Here is a 19,356-nt window from a genome sequence, read left to right on the forward strand (position 1 = left end):
CGATGCTCGAAGGGCGCATGCACCGACGAGGGTACCGAGGCATTGCGCAGGTGCTTCATCAGTCGACGCGTTTTCATCAGAACGGCATCCACTTGGAGTTGAAGAAGCGCGACAGCCAGCCCTGGGTGTTGGCGTCGGCCAGCGAGCCGCGCCCGGTGTAGGCGATGCGTGCGTCGGCCACGCGGCTGGAGGCCACGCTGTTGTCGGGGTTGATGTCCTGCGGGCGCACGATGCCGGAGATGCGCACCATCTCCTGGCCCTGGTTGATGGTCAGCCACTTCTCGCCGCGCACCACCAGGTTGCCGTTGGACAGCCGCTGCGCCACGGTGACGGTGATCTGGCCGCTGAGCTGGTTGCTCTGGCTGGAAGAGCCGTCGCCGGCGAAGCTGCGATCGCCGCTGAGACCGATGCTGGCGGGGTTGCCGTTGAGCGTGACGCCCTGGCCGAGGATGGTCGGCGCGTCGATCGCGGTCTTGTCTTTCTTGCTGGTGCTGGTGGTGGCCTTCTTGCTGGCCTGGGTGCTTTCCTGCAGCACGATGGTGAGGATGTCGCCCACGCGATGTGCGCGCGGGTCGGCGAACAGCTCCATGTTGCCGGCGTCGTGGTAGATCGAGCCGTCGGCCACCGGTGCGGCCTCGGGCTGCACCGGCGCGGTGGCGGCCCACTGGCTGTCGTCGTGCGTCGCGCCCATCGAGGCGCAGCCGGCCAGCGCGAGCACGGCGGCAGACGCGGCGCAGAGACGGAACAGGGAGGCGATCGGGCGCATGGGCGTGCTCACATCTTCTGGGTGAGGTCTTGCAGCATCTGGTCGGTGCTGCTGATGGCCTTGGAGTTCATCTCGTAGGTGCGCTGGGTCTCGATCATGTTGACCATCTCCTCCACCACGTTGACGTTGGAGGACTCGAGTGCGCCCTGCATCAGCGTGCCCATGCCGTTCAAGCCGGGCTGGCCGGTCTGCGGCGCGCCGCTGGAGGCGGTTTCCAGAAAGAGGTTGCCGCCCTGCGCCTGCAGGCCGGCAGGATTGACGAAGTCGGCCAGCTGCAGTGTGCCCACCTGCACCGAGGCGGCGGAGCCGGCGGTGGTGGCGGACACCGTGCCGTCGGCGCCGATGGAGATGCTCTGCACGCCGGTCGGCAGGGTGATCGCCGGATCCAGCGCGTAGCCGTCGGCGGTGACCAGCTGGCCGTTGGCGTCGGTATGCAGCGAGCCGTCGCGGGTGTAGGCGACGGTGCCGTCAGGCAGGCTCACCTGCAGGAAGCCGCGGCCCTGGATCGCCACGTCCAGCGAGTTGCCGGTCTGGCTGATGCCGCCCTGGGTGAACAGCTTCTCGGTGCCCACCACGCGCACGCCGGTGCCCAGCATCAGTCCGGACGGCGACAGCGTCTGCTCGGTGGTCTGCGCGCCTGGCTGGCTGCGGTTCTGGTACATCAGATCCTGGAACGACGCCCGCGAGCTCTTGAAGCCGGTGGTATTGGCGTTGGCCAGGTTGTTGGAGATGACGTCCATGCGCGTCTGCTGCGCATCGAGGCCGGTCTTGGCGATCCAGAGGGAGGAAAGCATGGTCGTGAACTCCTGAATATCTGCGACGGCAACCCGTCGTCAGTTCGACTGAAGCAATTTGGATGCCGACGCGGCGTTGTCTTCGGATGCCTTGATCGACTTGATCTGCATGTCGTACTGGCGCGAGAGCGCAATCATCTTCACCAGCTCCGACGAGGCGTTGACGTTGCTGTTCTCCAGCGCGCCGGAGGTGACCCGCACCGTGGTGTCCGGCGCGGCATTGCCGCCGCCGACCAGATGCATCAGGCCGTCGCCGCCCTGCACCAGCTGGCTCGGGTCGGGATTGACCAGGCGCAGGCGGTCGAGCGCGGCCACCGTGGACGGCCCCTCGCCGATCGGCACGGTGGAGATCGTGCCGTCCTCGCCGATCAGCAGCTGCGCGCTGGCGGGCAGGTTGATCGGCCCGCCGTTGCCGATCACCGGATGGCCGCTGGCGTCCGTCAAAAGACCGTCGGCGGTGAGCTGCAGATCGCCGGCGCGCGTATAGCCTTCCGAACCGTCCGGCGCCTGCACCGCGATCCAGCCGCTGCCCTGCACCGCCACATCGAGCGAGCGCCCGGTGCTGGTGACCGATCCCTGCGTGGTGTCCGCGCCGATGCCGCGGGCCACCGCGTTGATGCGCGTGGCCTCGCCCTGCCCCAGCACCGGCAGGCTCTGGAACGCGCTCAGCTCGCTCTTGAAGCCCACCGTGGAGGCATTGGCCAGGTTGTGGCTCACGGCTTCCTGGGCGCGCATCACCTGCGTCGCCCCGGTCATTGCCACGTAGAGGGAACGGTCCATGGCGATCGATTACCGGACCGCGTTGAACAGTGCGGTGGCCAGCGTGTTGTCGGTGGTGAGCACCTGCGCGTTGGCCTGGTAGTTGCGCTGCGCCTTGATCATGTTGACCAGCTGCGCGGTGGTGTCGGACGTGTTGGACGACTCCAGCGCACCCGATTGCAGGTCGCCGAAGGTGCCGGTGCCGCCCGCGCCCATCACCGCCGAGCCGGAGTCGCCGCTGGCCGCCCAGGTGGTTTCGCCGACCTGGCGCAGGCCCTGCACGTTGGAGAAGTTGGCGATCGCGATCTGGCCGAGCTGGGTGCTCTGGTTGTTCGAGTAGTACGCCGTCACCACGCCCTTGGAATCGATGTCGATGTTCGACAACGTGCCGGCCTCGAAGCCGTTCTGGTTGATCGCGCCGGCCGAGTAGTCGGTCCCGAACTGGGTGGTGTTGGTCACGTTCACCGACAGCGCCAGCGGGTTGGAACCGTTGGCCAGGTTGACCGGGGTGAACGTGAGGTTGCCGCCCACCGGCGTGGCCAGGTTGCCGCTGGTATCGAAGGTGAGCGCCTGGGTGCCGGCGTTGTTGCCGTCCACGTACAGATGTGCGTCCCACGCGTTGGTGGCGGTCTTCACGTAGTACACGGTGGCCTGGTGCGAGCCGCCCTGCGAGTCGTACACGGTCACCGGCGTGGCGGCGTTGAACGAGGTGGCATCGGTGGTGCTGAAGGCCGTCGCCGGCACGGTGGCGCTGGCCGGCAGGTTGGAGTTCATGGTGATCAGCGAGGTCGCGGTGGCGTTGCTCTGCGAGGACACCAGCTTGAGATCGGTCAGCGTGCTGGTGTCGAAGCCGCCCAGGCCGTTGGGCGGATAGATCTGCAGGCGTGCGCCGTTGTTGGTCTGCACGTAGTCGTCCGCGCTCTTCTTGAAGTCGCCGGCGCGGGTGTACTGCACGCCGCTGCCGTCGTTGACCACGAAGAAGCCGTTGCCGCTGATCGCCAGGTCCAGCGAGTTGTTGGTGGTCTCGATGTCGCCCTGGGCGAACTGCTGCGCCACGTCCTGCAGGCGCGCGCCGCTGCCGGTGGCGGTGGAGTTGAGGTTGAGGCCGGTCACCGCGAACACGTCGGCGAACTCGGCGCGCGAGCCCTTGAAGCCGGTGGTGTTGGCATTGGCGATGTTGTTGGCGATGACGTTGAGGTCGGACTGCGCGGCGTTGATGCCGGTGAGCGCGGTGTTCAGAGCCATGATGTGTTCCTCGAATCAGTGAATGGATGCAACGCGTGCGTCAGAGGATCTGGGCCACCTGGCTGAGCGCGACGCCGCCCACGCCAGCCACCTGGAGGTAGGTGCCCACGTCGCTGCCGCCGTAGCCCACGGCGGTCACCTTGCCGGCGACATAGGTATCGAACGGGCTGCCCGCGTTGCTGGCGGCCATCGAATAAGTGCCCTGCGGCAGGGCGTTGCCGGCATCGTCCTTGCCATCCCAGCTGAACTGGGTAAGGCCGGAACTCGGGGCCGGCACGGTCATCGTGCGCACCACGTTGCCGCCGCCGTCGATGATGTTCACCGTGAGGTCGCCCGGCACGGTGACGTTGGCCGCGCCGTTGACGGTGGCACCGGCGTAGTTGACCGTGGACGACGGCACCACCACCTCGCGGTTCACCAGGTTGGACGAGCCGAGAACCTGCGAGGTCTGCAACGCGCCGTTCACGGTGCTGTTGAGCGTCTTCACCGAGCCCAGCAGATCCTGCGTGGACTGCAGCTGGCTGAACTGCGCCATCTGCGAGACGAACTGGTTGTTGTCCACCGGGTTGGTGGGGTCCTGCGCCTGCAGCTGGGCAGTCATCAGCTTGAGGAAATCGCTCTGCGTCATGCCGCCGGCCTTGGCCGCGGTGGTGACCTGGCTGGCGGTGCTGCCCGTACTGGCGTTGCCGATGGTGTTGATGGTCATGCGTGCGCTCCTTCGGACTACTTGCCGAGGTCGAGGGTTTTCACCATCAACTGCTTGGTGGTATTCATCACCTCGACGTTGTTCTGGTACGAACGCGAGGCGGAAATCATGTTGACCAGCTCGTCGACGGGATTGACGTTGCTGCCGTAGACGTAGCCGTTGGCATCCGCCATCGGGTTGCCGGGCTCGTAGCGGCTGGGGATCGCCGCCTGGCTCTCGGTGACGCCATCGACTTTCACGCCGACCGTGCCGGCGTCGGCCATCGCGCCTTCCACGCGCTGCTTGACCGCGGCGAACAGCGGCTCCTTCGCGCGATAGGCGCCCTGCTGGGTGCTCGACACGCTCTCGGCGTTGGCGAGGTTGCTGGCCACGGTGTTGAGCCGCAGCGATTGCGCGGCCATGCCGGAGCCGGCGGTATCGAAGATCTTGAACATCGACATGGCGATTACCCGGTGATCGCGGTGCGCAGCATGCGGATCTGCGCGGTGATGAAGGCCAGGCTGGCCTGGTAGTGCACGCCGTTGGCGGCGAAGTTGGCCTGCTCGACCTGCTCGTCGACGGTGTTGCCGTCCATGCTGGGCTGGGTGGGGTTGCGCCACATCAGCTTGTCGGCCGCCTGCGCGGACGGATCGACCTGGCCGGCGGTGGGCGTGCTCAGTGCCAGCCCTTCGGACTGGCCGCTGGCCTGCATCAGCGCACTGCGAAAATCCACGTCGCGCGCCTGATAGCCGGGCGTGTCGGCATTGGCCAGGTTGCCGGCCAGCACTTCACTGCGGCGCTGCCACAGACCCAGCGCCTGGGTGTGGATGCCGAACAGGTTGTCGATGGGTGCACTCATGGCTTGCCTCCGCGCGGTATCGGACCGCAGGGGGCTTGAGGCAATTCGCGTGCCACGGGGCGAAAAGCGTTGCAGGAGCTGGGTTTGCACCCGGCGCCGGATTCACGCTGCGGGGGCGAAGTCGGAAAACCGACGCAGCGCCCGACCGCCTCGCCGCGGGCAGGAGGCCACCGGGTGAGTGACGGATGCCGCTACAGGGCGAGGTGCGGTCCTACAGGGCCGCGCCCTTGCAGCGGCCCTGGGTCATCTCACCCCGGCAACAGATCCAGCACCGCCTGCGCCAGCAGGTCCGGCTGGAACTTGGCGATGAAGCGGTCGGCGGCGACCTCCTTCACCATCGCCTCGTTGAACATGCCGCTGATCGAGCTGTGCAGCACGACCTTGAGTCCGCGCAGGGCGGGCGTCTCGCGGATCGCGCGGGTCAGCGCGTAGCCGTCCATCTGCGGCATCTCGATGTCCGACACCACCAGATGCACCCGCTCGGCCGGCTCCACTCCCGCCAGCTCCTGGAGCTTCTCCAGTGCACGCACGCCGTCTTCCACCATCACGCATTCGATGTTCATCTGGCGGAACACGCCTTCGATCTGGCGCCGCGCCACCAGCGAATCGTCGGCCACCAGCACGCGGCGCGGGTGCATGGCGTGGCCGTCCACGGCCCGCTGCATGTGCGCGGACAGCTCGCCCGGCACGCCGTGGATGCTGGCCAGCACGTGTTCCACGTCCACCACCGCGACCAGCGCGCCGTCCACGCGGGTGATCGCGTTGACCCGCGTACCGAAGCCCAGCGCCGGCTCCGGCGTCACCAGCGCGCTGCCGTCGCAATGCACCATGTGCTTGAGGTCGGCCACCAGGAAGCCCTGCACGGTGCGACTGAACTCGGTCACCAGCAGGTGCGCCGAGGCGACGTCCTTCAGCGGCGGATAACCCAGCGCGGCGGCCAGGTCGATCACCGCGATGGTCTGGCCGCGGTAGTCGCAGCTGCCGGCGATCAGCTCGTGCGCGCCGGGCATGCGTTCCAGCGGCGGCCGGCGCAGCACCTCGCGCACCTTGAACACGTTGATGCCGAACAGCTGCGCATCGCCCAGCCGGAACAGCAGCATCGCCACGCGGTTGTGGCCCGCCAGCCGGGTGTGCCGCTCCACGCTCTCCAACAACGCACCGCTCATGCCGGGTTTCCCTTTCGCAAGCTGCACCGCACGCGCGGTGGATCAGCGGCTATCGGCGGTGGCCGGCGCGGCTTGAGCGGACGCGGCACGGCGCCATGGCATGTGCCTTGCTTGCTCAAGTTCCGTCGCCGGCGGTCGATCCCCCGCTTGCCACCTGAAAAGGAAACGTCCGTCCATGAGCTTCATCCGCAGCCAGCATCTGGCCGCCTTCGCCCAGGCCGCCGCCGTCGGCGACGAGGCACAACTCGCCCGGCTCGGTGATCAGCATCCCCGGCTGGCGCTGGCGCTGGCGCCGCTGCTGAAGCTGGCGGCCGGACGTCCGCCCGCGGCCGTCGCGCTGCAGACCATCGAACAGCAGAGCCTGCTGCTCGGTGCCGCCCAGCAGCTCGCGCACGAACAGAAATCCCTGGAAGACTCCGCCCGCGAATGCCGCGACAGCGTCGGGCGTTTGACGGACGGCAGCGCCGGGATCTCGACGGGCCTGCAGCAGGTCGCCGCCAGCCTGGACAACGCCGACCAGGCCAGCCACGCCGGCGCCGGCAATGTCAGCGAGCTCGATGGCCAGCTGCGCTTGCTGCGCAGCGCGATGGCTGCGATGAACCGCAACCAGAACAAGCTGGCCGAACAGGTCGCGCAGATCCGCAAGCTCACCGGCGTGGTGCAGGAGATCGCCCACCAGACCAACCTGGTCGCGCTAAACGCGGCGATCGAGGCCGCCCGCGCCGGCGAGGCCGGCCGCGGCTTCGCGGTGGTCGCCGACGAGGTGAAGCAGCTCGCCGAAAAGACCACCCTCGCCACCACCGAGATCGAAACCGTCACCGGCTCGATCGGCGAATTCTCGCTGCAGCTCGACGGCGACGTGCGCCAGGGCATGCTGCGGCTGGAACGCGCGCAGCAGGGCATCGGCCAGGCCGACGCCTCGCTGCAACAGGGCGCCACCGCGCTGCAGCTGGCGCGCGAGCGCATCGGCACGCTGCGCCAGAACCACGATGCCCAGCACGTGCGCGCCACCGGCACGCAGGCCACGCTGGGCGCCTTGCAGCGCCGCGGCACCGAGGCGCGCCGACAGGCCGAAGTACTGGCCCGCTCCGCCCTGCTCTCGCAGCGGCTCGGGCTGGAGTGGCTGGAAAGCCTCAGCGGCAAGGATCCGGCCAGCCTCAGCCTCACCGTGCGCGAGTCGGCCCAGGGCATGCGCCAGGCGATGGAACTGGCGCTGGCCGAGCCGGCCGCACTGGACCGCCGCTGGTTCGACACCAGCGCGCTGCAGCGCGCGCTGGCGCGGCTGCTCGCCCAGCACCCCGGCCATCCGGCGGTGTCCGGCATGCAGGCGAGCTGCACCCGGCTGGGCGAGCGCGGCAACGCCTTTGTCGGCCTGCTGTGCGAAGGCAAGAAAGCCGAAGCCGGCGCGCTGGCCGGCGAACTCGAATCCGAGCGCGAGGCGCTGGTGAGCCAGCTCGCGCAGCTGCTGGCGGCCGAGAGCTGATGCCGCGCGCCGCCGCCCTGCTGGGCTGCCTGCTGGGTATCGGCGGCGTCGCCGCGGCCATGCCCGCGCGCGCCGGCGACGAGCCGATCAGTGCGTTCGCCCGGCAGTGGCTGGTGGCGCAGTACAGCCTGCCCGGCAACCGGGTCGAGGCCAGCGCCACACCGGTGGATGCGCGCCTCGACCTGGCCGACTGCCGCAGCGCCATGACGGCCAGCCTGCCGCCGAACCTGCCGCCACGCCCGCGCATGAGCGTGCAGGTGCGCTGCACGGCCGGCGCGGGCTGGACCGTGCACGTGCCAGTCAGCCTCAGGATCTTCCGCGATGTGCTGGTCACCACGCGCCCGCTGCTGCGCGGCGACGGCATTGCCGCCGGCGACGTGCACAGCGAGTCGCGCGACATCACCCGGCTGGGCTACGGCTATGTCGATGACTTGCAGCAGGCCGCCGGCCGCACGCTGGCCCGGCCGCTCGGCCCCGGCAGCGTGCTGACGCCTTCGGCGCTGGGCGGCCGCGAGATGGTGCGGGCCGGCGACCGCGTGCAACTGGTGGCCCAGCTGGACGGCATCGAGGTGCGCGCCAGCGGCATCGCGCTGGGCAGCGGCGACAACGGCGCGCGCCTGCGGGTGCGCAACGAGGTCTCGGGCCGCGTGGTGGATGCCATGGTGAACGCGCCCGGGGTGGTGCTGGCATTACCCTGAACGAATCGAAAGAACGGATCGATCGACCCTAAAGTTCCTGCCAGCGCCGCCGATGACAGGGGCACAGGGCCTAAACCGACCAGAGAACGGACCCATGAACACGACCATTTCCAACAACGGCCTGCCCAAGCTTCCGCAGGCGAACAGCAGCCAGGGCAACGCGCCGTCGCAGGCGACGGCCGCCGCTGCCGGCACCGAGCCGGGCGGCGCGGTGTCCGCCGACAAGGTCAACCTGACCGACTCGGCCCGCGCTCTGCAGGAAGCCTCGCGCGCCGGCGATTCCTCGCCGATCGACACCGCCAAGGTGGAGCGCGTGCGCCAGGCGCTGGCCGCCGGCACCTACCAGGTGAACCCGGAGCGCATCGCCGACCGCATGCTCTCGCTGGACAGCCAGATCGCCGGCACCAAGCCGGTCTCGGGCGGCAACGCATGAGTGCCGCGCTGCAGGTCGAGCTGGACGACGCCCTGAGCGCCGTGCTGGACGACATGCAGCGCTCGCTCGCCGAGCTGGCCGACGCGCTCGCCCGCGAACGCACCGCGCTGCTCGACGCCGACGTCCCCGCCATCGATGCGGCAGGCGCGCGCAAGCAGGCGCTGATGCAGTCGCTGGAGCGACTCGACGCCGAGCGCCAGCAGCTGGCACTGGCGGCACCCCACGCGGCCGCGGCACAGCAGACGCGCTGGCAGGACCTGCTGGCCCGGTTGCGCGACTGCCGCGACCAGAACCAGCGCAACGGCAGCATCGTCCAGCAACGTCTGGGCAGCGTGCGCCGGGCGCTGGCGATCCTCACCGGCCAGGATAGCGAGACCGGCGTGTATGGCCGCAGCGGTGCGCTGCATGCGCGCGCCCGCTCGCACACGCTGGCGGAAGTCTGACCCCATCCCCGCAGGGCGCAACGCGCGCCCCGCCCACGCGCGAAGAGCCACCATGAACCAAGCTGCCGCTGCCACCGCCTCCTCCGCCGTCCCGCCCGCCATGAGCACGGAACAACCGCTGCCGGTGGTGCGACTGCCGATGCTTGACGCCAAGCGCCAGCTGTTCGCCTACGAGATCCTGTTCCACCGCGAGGGCATCGACGAGGCCGTGCTGATGCAGCGCGTGCTGTCGACCATCCTCGACGGCGCGCTGACCCGTCTCGTGCGTGGCAACCGCACCTTCCTGCGCCTGTCGCGCGAGCTGCTGCTGGAGCAGACCGACGTGCTGCTGCACCAGCCGCGCTTCGGCGTGCTGCTGCGCCCGGAAGTGGCGCACGACGCCGCCCTGATGGAGCGCCTGCAGCAGATGGCCCAGCGCGGCTGCCTGCTCATGCTCGACGTCAACGAGCCGCAGATCACCGGTTCAGCCGCGCTCGAGGCGCTGCTGCAGATCGTGCAGTTCGTGCGATTGGACGCTAGCGTGATGGCGCCCGAAGTGCTGCGCGAAGCCAGCCAGCAGCTGCACGATCGCGGCATCTGGGTGGTAGCCGGCCAGGTCGACGACCACGCCACCTACCAGCGCTGCCTGGAACTGCCGCTGCAGGCGATCCAGGGCCGCTACCTGCTGATTCCCGAAACCGTCGAAGTGCCGGTGCTCACCGCCAACCGGCTGAGCATGCTGCGCCTGATGCGCGAGCTGCAGGAGTCCAACCCGGGTCCGGTGGAACTGGGCGACATCATCCGCGACGACGCCATCCTCAGCTACAAGCTGCTGAGCTGCGTCAATTCGGCCTACTTCTCGCTGCCCAAGCAGCTGAAGTCGGTGCAGCAGGCGGCGATCTTCTTCGGCGTCACCCGCACCCGCAACTGGATCTACACCATGTCGCTCAGCGGCATGGACGACCGCCCGCCGGAACTGCTGCGCGCAGCGCTGATTCGCGCCCACATGTGCGAGAAGCTCGCCGCCGGCGCCGGCATGCCGCGCGACAAGCAGGAGATGGCCTTCACCACCGGCCTGTTCTCGCTGCTGGACACGCTGATGTGCGCGCCGATGGAGTTCGTGCTCAGCCACCTGCCGCTGGTGCCGGAAATCGCCGAGGCGCTGGTCGGCGGACGTGGCCCGTTCGGCCCGCTGCTTGAGCAGATCTATGCGTGGGAAGCGGGCGAGCTCACCGGCCAGAACGCGCAGCCGCAGCGCATCCAGCGCATGGCTGCGATCTATCTGGAAGCGACCCAGTTTGCCGACCAGGTGTTCTCGCACGCCGAGGCCAGGCCAAGCTGAGCGGGCCGACCGGGGTCGAGATGGCCCGATTCCATCGGACCGATGAAGCCCAGGGCCGCCGAAAGGCGGCCTTTTTCATTCAGCCCGCATGGCCCGGCGGGCGCGGGATTTGCGTTCAGCCGTGCTGGCGAGCGCTGCCGCGGTGCCTGCGCCACAGCGGCCAGCCGGCGATCGCCAGTCCCAGCGCGGCGAGGCCGAACCAGTGCAGGCTGACTCCCGCGCTGCCGCCCAGCCACATGGCCCCGCCCACGGCGCCGATCAGCAGCGCGCCCACGCCCACCGGCAGCAGCAGGTCGCTGACGTGTTCGCGGCGCTCCCACAGCAGCGCCAACACGCCCAGGGAAGCCAGCAGCAGGGCGATCGCCCGTCGCGGCGTCACCGCCTCCGGCGGCACCGGCAGATCGGGAAAGATGTCGACCAGCGAACGAGTGCCGACCTGCACTTCGTAGCCCTTGCCGTCGGCCGCATCCTTCGCCGGCACCAGGGTGTCGCCGTCGAGGCGGCCGATCAGGGTCACCGTCTGCAGCGGCACGGTTTCCCAGCTCACGCGCAGGTCGCCCAGGCGCGGGGAGTCCGGATGCGCGCTGGTGGTGAGGTAATCGCCATCGGCCGAGAAACTGGCGGCCAGATTCGGCGGCAGCGCCTTGACCTCCGGCGTGAGCCGCGCGCTGCCGGGCAGCGCGTGCAGCAACGGTGCGGAAAGGCGAAACCCGCCCACGCGCACTTCCCCGGCATCGAACTGGCGACCGGCGATCGGAAACGCGCCAGGATTGGCGTGGCCGGCCGGGTGCTCGAAGCGGTTGGAGTCGACCGGACGATCGACCCAGTCCAGCTCGTAGTAGGCGACACCGCCGACGATCACCTCGCGCCACTGGAACATCTCCACGTGGCGGATCAGCACGGGCACCGCCGCGCTCTGGTTGAAGTCGACATCGCGCGGCGGTACCACCACGTGGGGCATGCCGGCGACGCGCACCATGTAGCCGTACTGCCCGATCTCCGGGCCGATCTGCCGATCCAGATCGAGCACCTCGCCGCCGTGCCGCTGCGACGCCTGGCGATAGGCCAGCAGACCGTTCTCGGTGGAGGCCAGCAGCGCCAGCCCGCCCAGCAGCAGCAGCGCGCCGAGCACCTTGAGCAGCACGCCGCCGCCGGACAGTTCGCGGGAGATGTGCAGGCGCATCACGCTGCCTCCATCGCGCTCGGCGAACCGCCCAGCGATGCGCGCTCGTGCGCGGTGCCGAAGCGGCCGCGCGCATCGCAGGTCACCTCGGCCAGCGCGCAATCGTGGTCGTGGGTGAAGAACAACCGCACGCCGCGGGCGAGCTTGTCCTCGAGAAAGTCGCGCTTCTCCTCGATCAGCTTCTCCGGCCAGCGGTCGTAGCCCATGGTGATCGGCAGGTGCACCCAGTGCCGTCCGGGAATCAGGTCCGCACAGAACACCACGCCGCCGACCTCGGCCATCATCAGGCCGGGCGTATGGCCGTCCGAATAATGGAAGCGCACCGCCTCGCCCAGCGTGGTCGAGTGCTCGCCCTCGACCAGCTCCAGCCGACCACTGGCCTCGAGCAGGCCGGGCAGTTCGGGAATGAACGAGGCGCGATCGCGCGGATGCGGATCGAGCGCGCGGCGCCAGTGTTCGGCACCCACCAGGAAGCGCGCGTTGGGAAACAGGAGGCGCGGCGCCTGAGCTTCAGCCCACGGCGCGAGCAGGCCGCCGGCGTGGTCGAAATGCAGGTGCGAGAGCACCACCACGTCGATGTCTTCGTGCGACAGGCCAGCCTCGGCCAAGGCATCGAGCAGGACGTGACGCTCCTCCACCACGCCGTAGCGCTCGCGCAGGGCCGGCTCGAAGAACGCGCCGATGCCGGTCTCGAACAGCACGTTGCGGCCGTCCAGATCCTTCACCAGCAGGCAGCGGCAGGCCAGCGGGATGCGGTTGTGCTCATCCGGCGCGATCCAGCGCGACCACAGCGCGCGCGGCGCATTGCCGAACATCGCGCCGCCGTCGAGACGCTGCGAGTTGCCGATGAGCGAGAACATTTCCATGGCCATCACTTCCGCATTGGCACGGATTCGTTCGGAACGAATTCGGACGCCGCAGGCGGCCCCGAGCGCAGCGGGGGGTGAGGCCCAGGGATGGGCCGAACAAACATGGCGCCACCGTCGAGGCGCTGCGAGTTGCCGATGAGCGAGAACAATTCCATGGGTCGGCCCTGCAGATGGAGCGCCGACTCAGTGACCGTCGCCGGCCCCGGTCAGCTGTCGATATTTCAGGTCGAGCTGTGCGTCGGTTTCGACGTGCTCCGGGTCGATGATGATGCATTCGACCGGGCACACCACCACGCACTGTGGCTCGTCGTAATGCCCGTGGCACTCCGTGCAGCGGGCCGGATCGATCACGTAGAACTCCTCGCCCAGCGAAATCGCCTGATTCGGACAGGCCGGCTCGCAGACGTCGCAGTTGACGCAGGTATCGAGGATCTTGAGGGACATGATGCTGTACGCAGCCGGCGAAACCGGCGCACCGCGGCGATCCGCAGCGCACCGGGCCGGATCGCGCGAGCGCGCGACCCGGCCTCCGCGGGCGCCGATTACATGGCGACGAAGCGGATGTTGGCGCTGGTCGGCGTCAGCACGTCGGTGACGCGCTGCTTGTCGGCCTCGTCACCGATGAACAGCACGATGACGTCCTTGAACGCACCCGGCTTGGCGTCCTTGAACGCGGCCGTGATGAAGTCGGCGGTCTTGGCCGAGCTAGGGCCGGCGAACACCAGCATGTTGCCCGGCAGCACACCGCGGGCAACCACGTCCTGTACCGCTTCGAGCTGGCGGCCGTACTTGGCCTGCGAGTCGGCATCGTCGCCGGCCGGCACCAGGTAGGCGTAGGGGCGGTCGGCGCTCATGCCCTGCATGTTGGCCGTGACGATCTGGCCGAGGTAGGCATTCCAGGCCTTGGTGTCGTTCGGATCGGTCGGCTTGGTGGCCTTCTGGGTCTGCTGGGTGGTCTGCTGCGCGTCGTCCTGCTTGTTGCAGGCCGAGAGCATGACGGTACCGGCCAGGGCGAGCGTGGCGGCGAGGACGAACTTACGCATGGTGGTCACCTTCGTTTTCAGGTTGCTTTTTGTGCCAGCGCTGGCGCATGGCCTGTTGCACCGCCGGATGCACGAAACCGGAAATATCCCCGCCGAGGCGGCCGATCTCGCGCACCAGCGAGGAGGAAATGAAGCTGTACTGTTCGGCCGGCGTGAGGAACAGCGTCTCGGCCTGGGGAATCAGGTGCCGGTTCATGCTGGCCAACTGGAACTCGTATTCGAAATCCGACACGGCGCGCAGCCCGCGGATGATCACGCCGGCGCCAATCTCGTCGACGAACCGGGCCAGCAGGCAATCGAAGCCGCGTACTTCCACGTTCGGCAGGTCGGCCAGCGCGAGCCGCGCCAGCGCGATGCGCTCCTGCATCGTGAAGCCCGGGCCCTTGCCCTTGTTCTGACTCTCGGCCACCGCCACCACGATGCGCTCGAACAGCGGCGCCGCACGGGCCACCAGATCGGCGTGACCGTTGGTGATCGGATCGAAGGTGCCCGGATAGACGGCCAGGCGCTTGTTGACCAACGGCTTGATCACGGGTGCTCGGGAGCCCGAATGAATGGGCGTTTAGCTTAACGGAAGCGTCCCGGCGCGGCGATAGAGCGCGTGGCGCACCTCGCCGGCCTGCGCCTCGCGGTGCAGCATCCAGTTGGCCGGCAATACCGGCGCCTTGTCCCGCGGCGACTCCACGTAGATCCACGCCGAGGCACTGAGCCAGCCCTGCTCCAGCCGTTGCGCCAGCGTGCTCCAGAGATTCGCGGCGAACGGCGGATCGAGCCAGACCACGTCGAACGGCCGCGGCGGGCCTGCCAGAAAGCTGGCGGCATCGACCGCATCCACGCTCGCCCCGTCCACCTTGAGCCGCGCGAGGTTCGCACGCAGCGCCTGGGCCGCGCTCGCCTGCGGCTCCACGAACTGCACGCTGGCGGCGCCACGCGACAGCGCCTCCAGGCCCAGCGCACCGGTGCCTGCGCACAGATCCAGCCCGTGCGCTCCGACAATCACCGGCGCGAGCCAGTTGAACAGGGTCTCGCGCACCCGCTCCGGCGTAGGCCGCAGGCCGGGCAGGTCGGGTACATCCAGGCGCGAATTGCGCAGGCTGCCGCTGATGATGCGGATGCGCCCGGGCGTGCGCCTCATCGGGTCGCGCCCTCAGCGGGCAGTTCGGATCGGGGTGATAGCATGCCGCCCATTGTCTTTGAATCGCCCCTGCAATGCTCAAGTTCTGGAAGAAGAAGCCCGCCGACGGCGAGCCGGCGCAGGATGCGGCCACCGCACCTGACGTCGCCGCCCCGACAGCATCGGATGTTCCCGGCGCGCCGCCAGAGGCGGCCATGCCCACCGCCGCCGTCGCGTCCACCGCAGCGGAAACCCCGGGCGGATCTGAACCGGCCAGGCGCAGCTGGCGCGAACGCCTGTCCGGCAGCGGCTTCGCCAAGAGTCTCGGCGCGCTGTTCGTGCGCCATCCGCGGCTGGACGACGACCTGCTCGACGAGCTGGAGACCGCGCTGATCACCGCCGATGTGGGCGTCGAGGCCAGCACGAATCTGGTCGAAGCCTTGCGCAAGCGCATGCACGCGCGCGAGTTCGCTGACGCCAATGCCCTGCTCGGCGCCTTGCGCCAGGCGCTGATCGCACAGCTCGTGCCAGTGCAGCAGCCGCTGGACGTCTCTGGCCACAAGCCCTTCGTGGTGCTCACCGTCGGCATCAACGGCGTGGGCAAGACCACCACCATCGGCAAACTGGCGCGCCGGTATCGCGACGAGGGCCGCAGCGTGCTGCTGGCCGCCGGCGACACGTTCCGTGCCGCCGCGGTGAACCAGCTCAAGACTTGGGGCGAGCGCAACCAGGTGCCGGTGATCGCCCAAGGCCAGGACGCCGATTCGGCCAGCGTGATCTTCGACGCCCTGCAGGCCGGCCGCTCGCGCGGCAGCGACGTGCTGATCGCCGACACCGCCGGCCGCCTGCACACCCAGGGCGGCCTGATGGACGAGCTGGGCAAGATCGCCCGCGTATTGAAGAAGCTCGATCCGGCGGCGCCGCACGAGGTGCTGATGGTGATCGACGGCACCACCGGCCAGAACGCGGTGAGCCAGGTGCGTCAGTTCCGCCAGATCGTCGGCGTCACCGGCCTGGTGGTGACCAAGCTCGATGGCACCGCCAAGGGCGGCGTGGTGTTCGCACTGGCGCGTGAGTTCGGCCTGCCGATCCGCTACGTGGGGCTGGGCGAGACCGCCACGGACCTGCGCCAGTTCGATGCCGAGGCCTTCGTCGACGGCCTGCTCCCTGCCCGGCTCGGTCATGACTGAGTTGCGCCACGCGGGCCAGTGCGGATGACGCGTCGCTGGCGCATCGCCCTGCTCGGCGTGGCCGGCGTGGCGGCCGCGCTGCTGCTGGTCACCGTCATCGGCGTGTACTGGCTGCTGCAACCCGACCGTTTCACCGCCACGCTGCAGGCGCAGGCCCGCGCGGCGGGGCTCGAACTGCATCTGGCCAGTCCCGCCCGCCCCGCGCTGTTCCCCCGACCCGCGCTGGAGCTCGAAGGCATCACGCTCAACGAACAGAATGCGAGCATGCCGATCCTGCTGGCCGCGCGCGGCCGGCTGGCGTTGCCGTGGCACACCCTGTTCGGCGGCCCCACAGTGATCGCCCGACTGGAGATCGACGCTCCGCGCGTCGATCTGGATGCACTGCAGGCGTGGGCAGCCAGCCTTCCTGCTGCGAATGCCGCCCATCCGCCGCAGATTCCCCGCATCGACACCGGCATCCTGATCAGCCGGGCCAGTGTGGTGCGCGGCAACGACATCCTGCTGCAGAACCTCGCACTGGAAACCGGGCAGCTCAATCCCGGCAAGCCATTCTCGCTGGACATGACCGGACGCGACGCCAGCGACGATCCGGTGCAGCTGCGCCTGCTCGCCACGCCCCGCATGAGCGGCGCCAGCATGCTGTTCGAGAACATCGTGCTGCACCTGTCGCACGGTGCGGGCATGGCGGCGGACCTGCGCGGCAGCGCTCGCTGGCACGGCGCGGCCGATGCCTCGGCCGACCTCACCGGTCAGCTCGACAGTGCGGACAGCGGGCGCTACGACGTGGCGCTTCGACTGACCCCGGCCAATGCGCGCGACCCGCTGCTGCTGGCGCTCAAGCTCGATGGCCCCGCCAACCATGTCGACTTGCGCCTGCCGCCGCTGCAGCTGGCGAGCTGGTGGTCGCAGCTCGGCAACGGCGGCAGCACCACACTCACCATGCCGCCGGGCGAGGGCCATGTCGATGCCGAGCGTCTCGATGTCGGTGGCATCAGCGTGGAAGGGCTGAGCCTGAACATCGGCAAGGACTTCCCTGCCGCTTCGGCCAGCACCGCTTCCCGGCCTACCGGCTCGCCATGACCGAGCGCGTCGCCGATCGACTGCTGCGCTGGTTCGACCAGCACGGCCGCAGGGATCTGCCCTGGCAGCAGGAGGGCCCGCACGGTCGCCGCGACGCCTACCGCGTGTGGCTGTCCGAAGTGATGCTGCAGCAGACCCAGGTGGCCACGGTCATTCCGTACTTCCACCGCTTCGTCGAGGCACTACCCACGTTGGGCGACCTTGCATGCGCCGACGAAGACACCGTGCTCGCGCTGTGGTCGGGCCTGGGCTATTACCGGCGCGCCCGCTTCCTGCACCAGGCCGCGCAGCGCTGTGCCGAGATCCACGACGGAGAACTTCCCCGCAACTTCGGCGCGCTTCGTGCGCTGCCCGGCATCGGGCGATCCACCGCGGGCGCGATCCTGGCGCAAGCCCACGGGCTGCGCTTTCCCATCCTCGACGGCAACGTGAAGCGGGTGCTGACCCGCTACCACGGCATCCACGGCGATCCGGGGCAAAGCGCCGTCGAGAAGGAACTCTGGCAGTTCGCCGAATCGCACACGCCCGACCAGCGCGTGGCCGACTACACCCAGGCCATCATGGACCTGGGCGCTACCGTATGTGTGCGCAGCCAGCCGCGCTGCGGCGACTGCCCGCTGCAGGAGGACTGCGTGGCCCACCGCGAGGGCCTCACCGCGCAATTGCCCACCGCCAAGCCCGGCAAGCGCCAGCCCGTCCGCAGCACGCTGATGCTGATCCTGCGCGACGAGCAGGGCCGCGTCCTGCTGGAGCGACGCGGGCCGCAGGGCGTCTGGTCGGGCCTGTGGAGCCTGCCCGAAGCGTCCGATCCGGACGCCGCCTGGCGTATCGCCGAGCAATGGGCACGGGTGGACGACGCCAGGCCCCTGTCGCAGTTCACCCACGTCTTCAGCCATTACAAGCTCGCCGTGGAGCCGTTGCTGTTCGATCGCGCCAGCGCGCGCCCCGGCGTGGCCGACCAGCCGCTGCAACGCTGGTGCGATCGGGACGAATGCGCCGCACTGGGCCTCCCCGCACCGGTCCGCGTCCTGCTCCAGTCCCTTCAAGCCGATCACGAGGAATCCCCATGAGCCGCACCGTCCATTGCAGCAAGCTCGGCATCGATGCCGAGGGACTCGACTTCGCGCCGTGGCCCGGTCCGCTCGGCCAACGCATCTACGCGGAAATCTCCAAGCCGGCATGGCAGCAGTGGATGACGCACCAGACCATGCTGATCAACGAGAACCGGCTCAACCCGCTCGATCCGACCGCGCGCTCGTTCCTTGCGCGGGAGATGGAGAAATTCCTGTTCGAGGGCGGCGCCGAACAGCCCGCGGGCTACGTGCCGCCGCCGTCCGAGTCTTGACGCAGGAAGGCGCATCCAGTTTAATGCGCGGCTCCACGACGCACCGGCCATCGCCGCGCATGCATCGACGGACCCATACCCTGGCCGGGTAGCTCAGTTGGTAGAGCAGGGGATTGAAAATCCCCGTGTCGGCGGTTCGATTCCGTCCCCGGCCACCATGACATCGAAAAGCCCGCCGCCAGGCGGGCTTTTTCGTTTGGCTCATCACCACGGCCCGCACCGCCCCATTACGCTGATTCCAGGGCCGCTCGCGCATGGAGCTCATCCAGGCGTATAGGAATCTGGCCTATTCCACGTGATGCAATTCCCGATGTAACGAAATCCCGCGGTGGTATGTTGGGCGCGATCTCACGATCACCGGCAGTTATCACTTCTACAGAAAAGGGGATTTGCAATGCTCAAGATTTCGCGTTTTCACGCAATCGCCGGGGCGCTCCTCGCCTTCGGTTTGTCCAGCATGGCCCAGGCCACGGATGCACCCTCCTCCGGCCTGGGTCAGTCCTGGCCGAACGCCACCGACGTCAGCGCCAATCCGCACTGGCACGTGTACGTGTTCGAGAAAGACGGCGTCCGCTACGTCCAGGTGAATGACACCAACGGCGGCGTGCACGCTGCGATTGCCACCGCGGGCGGCCAAGTGCTCGTGCTGCCGATCGGTGCGGACGCCCAGAGCGTCACCACCTCCACCAGCACCACCACGACGGACACCTCGGGTGACACGGTGTACAGCGATGGCACCACCACCATCAAGGCCGCCGCGCTGTCCACGGGCACGGTGCAGATGTCCGTAACCTCGACCGGGTGCACTGACCCCGTGGAATGCAGCACCCGCGTCAATTGATAGATTGGATGTGGGCTTGAACCGACCCCCAGTCCTGAC

The 19,356-nt window shown here is 68.8% G+C and carries 24 protein-coding genes and 1 tRNA gene; 11 read left to right on the plus strand and 14 right to left on the minus strand.

The genetic code is table 11. The annotated features are described in order from the left end of the window. Positions 1-76 precede the first annotated feature (76 nt). The 8 genes from flgH to ISP17_RS07625 form a co-directional block, all read right to left on the minus strand. Complete coding sequence (gene flgH, locus ISP17_RS07590) at positions 77-766, minus strand: flagellar basal body L-ring protein FlgH (protein WP_404631710.1); 690 nt, start codon at positions 764-766, stop codon at positions 77-79. Between the two features lie 8 nt (positions 767-774). Further along, complete coding sequence (flgG, locus tag ISP17_RS07595) at positions 775-1,560, minus strand: flagellar basal-body rod protein FlgG (RefSeq protein WP_404631712.1); 786 nt, start codon at positions 1,558-1,560, stop codon at positions 775-777. Positions 1,561-1,599: 39 nt separating this feature from the next. Continuing rightward, the gene (gene flgF, locus ISP17_RS07600) at positions 1,600-2,340 is read right to left on the minus strand and encodes a flagellar basal-body rod protein FlgF (RefSeq protein ID WP_404631714.1); all 741 of its coding nucleotides are present in this window, start codon (positions 2,338-2,340) and stop codon (positions 1,600-1,602) included. Positions 2,341-2,349: 9 nt separating this feature from the next. Further along, positions 2,350-3,564 (minus strand): flagellar hook protein FlgE, encoded by a 1,215-nt coding sequence (gene flgE / locus ISP17_RS07605; protein ID WP_404631716.1) that lies wholly within the window; start codon positions 3,562-3,564, stop codon positions 2,350-2,352. A gap of 40 nt (positions 3,565-3,604) precedes the next feature. Then, entirely contained in the window at positions 3,605-4,270 is a 666-nt protein-coding gene (locus ISP17_RS07610) for a flagellar hook assembly protein FlgD (protein ID WP_404631718.1), read from the minus strand. Positions 4,271-4,287: 17 nt separating this feature from the next. Beyond that, positions 4,288-4,710: a flagellar basal body rod protein FlgC gene (gene flgC / locus ISP17_RS07615; protein ID WP_404631720.1), complete on the minus strand. Its 423-nt coding sequence runs from the start codon at positions 4,708-4,710 to the stop codon at positions 4,288-4,290. Between the two features lie 5 nt (positions 4,711-4,715). Beyond that, on the minus strand, positions 4,716-5,108 hold the full coding sequence (flgB, locus tag ISP17_RS07620; protein WP_404631722.1) for a flagellar basal body rod protein FlgB: 393 nt from the start codon (positions 5,106-5,108) through the stop codon (positions 4,716-4,718). Positions 5,109-5,356: 248 nt separating this feature from the next. Further along, complete coding sequence (locus tag ISP17_RS07625; protein WP_404631724.1) at positions 5,357-6,274, minus strand: chemotaxis protein; 918 nt, start codon at positions 6,272-6,274, stop codon at positions 5,357-5,359. Positions 6,275-6,449: 175 nt separating this feature from the next. On the opposite strand from ISP17_RS07625, the gene ISP17_RS07630 reads away from it, so the two are divergent. The 5 genes from ISP17_RS07630 (at position 6,450) to ISP17_RS07650 (ending at position 10,652) form a co-directional block, all read left to right on the plus strand. Further along, positions 6,450-7,757: a methyl-accepting chemotaxis protein gene (locus ISP17_RS07630; protein WP_404631726.1), complete on the plus strand. Its 1,308-nt coding sequence runs from the start codon at positions 6,450-6,452 to the stop codon at positions 7,755-7,757. Next, positions 7,757-8,455: a flagellar basal body P-ring formation chaperone FlgA gene (flgA, locus tag ISP17_RS07635; RefSeq protein ID WP_404631728.1), complete on the plus strand. Its 699-nt coding sequence runs from the start codon at positions 7,757-7,759 to the stop codon at positions 8,453-8,455. The genes ISP17_RS07630 and flgA overlap by 1 nt, the downstream gene beginning before the upstream one ends. Positions 8,456-8,549: 94 nt before the next feature. Further along, positions 8,550-8,888 (plus strand): flagellar biosynthesis anti-sigma factor FlgM, encoded by a 339-nt coding sequence (gene flgM, locus ISP17_RS07640; protein WP_404631730.1) that lies wholly within the window; start codon positions 8,550-8,552, stop codon positions 8,886-8,888. Further along, positions 8,885-9,331 (plus strand): flagella synthesis protein FlgN, encoded by a 447-nt coding sequence (locus ISP17_RS07645; RefSeq protein ID WP_404631732.1) that lies wholly within the window; start codon positions 8,885-8,887, stop codon positions 9,329-9,331. The genes flgM and ISP17_RS07645 overlap by 4 nt, the downstream gene beginning before the upstream one ends. Positions 9,332-9,383: 52 nt before the next feature. Beyond that, complete coding sequence (locus ISP17_RS07650; protein ID WP_404631734.1) at positions 9,384-10,652, plus strand: EAL and HDOD domain-containing protein; 1,269 nt, start codon at positions 9,384-9,386, stop codon at positions 10,650-10,652. A gap of 115 nt (positions 10,653-10,767) precedes the next feature. Here ISP17_RS07650 and ISP17_RS07655 read toward each other — a convergent pair whose 3' ends face one another. From ISP17_RS07655 to rsmD, 6 genes are all read right to left on the minus strand, one after another. Next, the gene (locus ISP17_RS07655) at positions 10,768-11,835 is read right to left on the minus strand and encodes a TMEM43 family protein (protein ID WP_404631736.1); all 1,068 of its coding nucleotides are present in this window, start codon (positions 11,833-11,835) and stop codon (positions 10,768-10,770) included. Further along, positions 11,835-12,701, minus strand: coding sequence for an MBL fold metallo-hydrolase (locus tag ISP17_RS07660; RefSeq protein WP_404631738.1), 867 nt, complete (start codon positions 12,699-12,701; stop codon positions 11,835-11,837). The genes ISP17_RS07655 and ISP17_RS07660 overlap by 1 nt, the downstream gene beginning before the upstream one ends. Positions 12,702-12,887: 186 nt before the next feature. Beyond that, positions 12,888-13,148: a YfhL family 4Fe-4S dicluster ferredoxin gene (locus ISP17_RS07665; RefSeq protein WP_404631740.1), complete on the minus strand. Its 261-nt coding sequence runs from the start codon at positions 13,146-13,148 to the stop codon at positions 12,888-12,890. Between the two features lie 98 nt (positions 13,149-13,246). Further along, positions 13,247-13,747 (minus strand): hypothetical protein, encoded by a 501-nt coding sequence (locus tag ISP17_RS07670; RefSeq protein ID WP_404631742.1) that lies wholly within the window; start codon positions 13,745-13,747, stop codon positions 13,247-13,249. Further along, on the minus strand, positions 13,740-14,267 hold the full coding sequence (gene coaD / locus ISP17_RS07675) for a pantetheine-phosphate adenylyltransferase (RefSeq protein WP_404632671.1): 528 nt from the start codon (positions 14,265-14,267) through the stop codon (positions 13,740-13,742). Before coaD ends, ISP17_RS07670 begins: the two co-directional genes overlap by 8 nt. Positions 14,268-14,309: 42 nt before the next feature. Further along, entirely contained in the window at positions 14,310-14,882 is a 573-nt protein-coding gene (gene rsmD / locus ISP17_RS07680; RefSeq protein ID WP_404631744.1) for a 16S rRNA (guanine(966)-N(2))-methyltransferase RsmD, read from the minus strand. 74 nt (positions 14,883-14,956) lie between these two features. On the opposite strand from rsmD, the gene ftsY reads away from it, so the two are divergent. From ftsY to ISP17_RS07710, 6 genes are all read left to right on the plus strand, one after another. Continuing rightward, positions 14,957-16,051: a signal recognition particle-docking protein FtsY gene (gene ftsY / locus ISP17_RS07685; protein WP_404631746.1), complete on the plus strand. Its 1,095-nt coding sequence runs from the start codon at positions 14,957-14,959 to the stop codon at positions 16,049-16,051. A 24-nt stretch (positions 16,052-16,075) separates the two neighbouring features. Then, on the plus strand, positions 16,076-17,131 hold the full coding sequence (locus ISP17_RS07690; RefSeq protein ID WP_404631748.1) for an AsmA family protein: 1,056 nt from the start codon (positions 16,076-16,078) through the stop codon (positions 17,129-17,131). After that, positions 17,128-18,201, plus strand: a complete 1,074-nt coding sequence (gene mutY / locus ISP17_RS07695) for an A/G-specific adenine glycosylase (RefSeq protein WP_404631750.1) — start codon at positions 17,128-17,130, stop codon at positions 18,199-18,201. The genes ISP17_RS07690 and mutY overlap by 4 nt, the downstream gene beginning before the upstream one ends. Then, positions 18,198-18,476, plus strand: coding sequence for an oxidative damage protection protein (locus ISP17_RS07700; protein WP_404631752.1), 279 nt, complete (start codon positions 18,198-18,200; stop codon positions 18,474-18,476). The genes mutY and ISP17_RS07700 overlap by 4 nt, the downstream gene beginning before the upstream one ends. Before the next feature lie 82 nt (positions 18,477-18,558). Continuing rightward, a tRNA-Phe gene (locus ISP17_RS07705) sits at positions 18,559-18,634 on the plus strand. Positions 18,635-18,870: 236 nt separating this feature from the next. Further along, positions 18,871-19,317 (plus strand): hypothetical protein, encoded by a 447-nt coding sequence (locus tag ISP17_RS07710; RefSeq protein WP_404631754.1) that lies wholly within the window; start codon positions 18,871-18,873, stop codon positions 19,315-19,317. Positions 19,318-19,356: the final 39 nt, after the last annotated feature.

It is taken from the genome of Dyella ginsengisoli (assembly GCF_044904665.1).
Lineage (GTDB): Bacteria > Pseudomonadota > Gammaproteobacteria > Xanthomonadales > Rhodanobacteraceae > Dyella_A > Dyella_A ginsengisoli.

Coding starts and splice junctions, on each gene's coding strand:
- ISP17_RS07665 (WP_404631740.1), bottom strand. CDS start 13,148: ATGTCCCTCAAGATCCTCGATACCTGCGTCAACTGCGACGTCTGCGAG.
- flgG (WP_404631712.1), bottom strand. CDS start 1,560: ATGCTTTCCTCCCTCTGGATCGCCAAGACCGGCCTCGATGCGCAGCAG.
- flgC (WP_404631720.1), bottom strand. CDS start 4,710: ATGTCGATGTTCAAGATCTTCGATACCGCCGGCTCCGGCATGGCCGCG.
- flgE (WP_404631716.1), bottom strand. CDS start 3,564: ATGGCTCTGAACACCGCGCTCACCGGCATCAACGCCGCGCAGTCCGAC.
- ISP17_RS07650 (WP_404631734.1), top strand. CDS start 9,384: ATGAACCAAGCTGCCGCTGCCACCGCCTCCTCCGCCGTCCCGCCCGCC.
- flgM (WP_404631730.1), top strand. CDS start 8,550: ATGAACACGACCATTTCCAACAACGGCCTGCCCAAGCTTCCGCAGGCG.
- ISP17_RS07630 (WP_404631726.1), top strand. CDS start 6,450: ATGAGCTTCATCCGCAGCCAGCATCTGGCCGCCTTCGCCCAGGCCGCC.
- ISP17_RS07625 (WP_404631724.1), bottom strand. CDS start 6,274: ATGAGCGGTGCGTTGTTGGAGAGCGTGGAGCGGCACACCCGGCTGGCG.
- flgB (WP_404631722.1), bottom strand. CDS start 5,108: ATGAGTGCACCCATCGACAACCTGTTCGGCATCCACACCCAGGCGCTG.
- flgH (WP_404631710.1), bottom strand. CDS start 766: ATGCGCCCGATCGCCTCCCTGTTCCGTCTCTGCGCCGCGTCTGCCGCC.
- ISP17_RS07690 (WP_404631748.1), top strand. CDS start 16,076: ATGACGCGTCGCTGGCGCATCGCCCTGCTCGGCGTGGCCGGCGTGGCG.
- mutY (WP_404631750.1), top strand. CDS start 17,128: ATGACCGAGCGCGTCGCCGATCGACTGCTGCGCTGGTTCGACCAGCAC.
- flgA (WP_404631728.1), top strand. CDS start 7,757: ATGCCGCGCGCCGCCGCCCTGCTGGGCTGCCTGCTGGGTATCGGCGGC.
- rsmD (WP_404631744.1), bottom strand. CDS start 14,882: ATGAGGCGCACGCCCGGGCGCATCCGCATCATCAGCGGCAGCCTGCGC.
- flgF (WP_404631714.1), bottom strand. CDS start 2,340: ATGGACCGTTCCCTCTACGTGGCAATGACCGGGGCGACGCAGGTGATG.
- ISP17_RS07655 (WP_404631736.1), bottom strand. CDS start 11,835: ATGCGCCTGCACATCTCCCGCGAACTGTCCGGCGGCGGCGTGCTGCTC.
- ftsY (WP_404631746.1), top strand. CDS start 14,957: ATGCTCAAGTTCTGGAAGAAGAAGCCCGCCGACGGCGAGCCGGCGCAG.
- ISP17_RS07645 (WP_404631732.1), top strand. CDS start 8,885: ATGAGTGCCGCGCTGCAGGTCGAGCTGGACGACGCCCTGAGCGCCGTG.
- ISP17_RS07670 (WP_404631742.1), bottom strand. CDS start 13,747: ATGCGTAAGTTCGTCCTCGCCGCCACGCTCGCCCTGGCCGGTACCGTC.
- ISP17_RS07660 (WP_404631738.1), bottom strand. CDS start 12,701: ATGGAAATGTTCTCGCTCATCGGCAACTCGCAGCGTCTCGACGGCGGC.
- ISP17_RS07700 (WP_404631752.1), top strand. CDS start 18,198: ATGAGCCGCACCGTCCATTGCAGCAAGCTCGGCATCGATGCCGAGGGA.
- ISP17_RS07610 (WP_404631718.1), bottom strand. CDS start 4,270: ATGACCATCAACACCATCGGCAACGCCAGTACGGGCAGCACCGCCAGC.
- ISP17_RS07710 (WP_404631754.1), top strand. CDS start 18,871: ATGCTCAAGATTTCGCGTTTTCACGCAATCGCCGGGGCGCTCCTCGCC.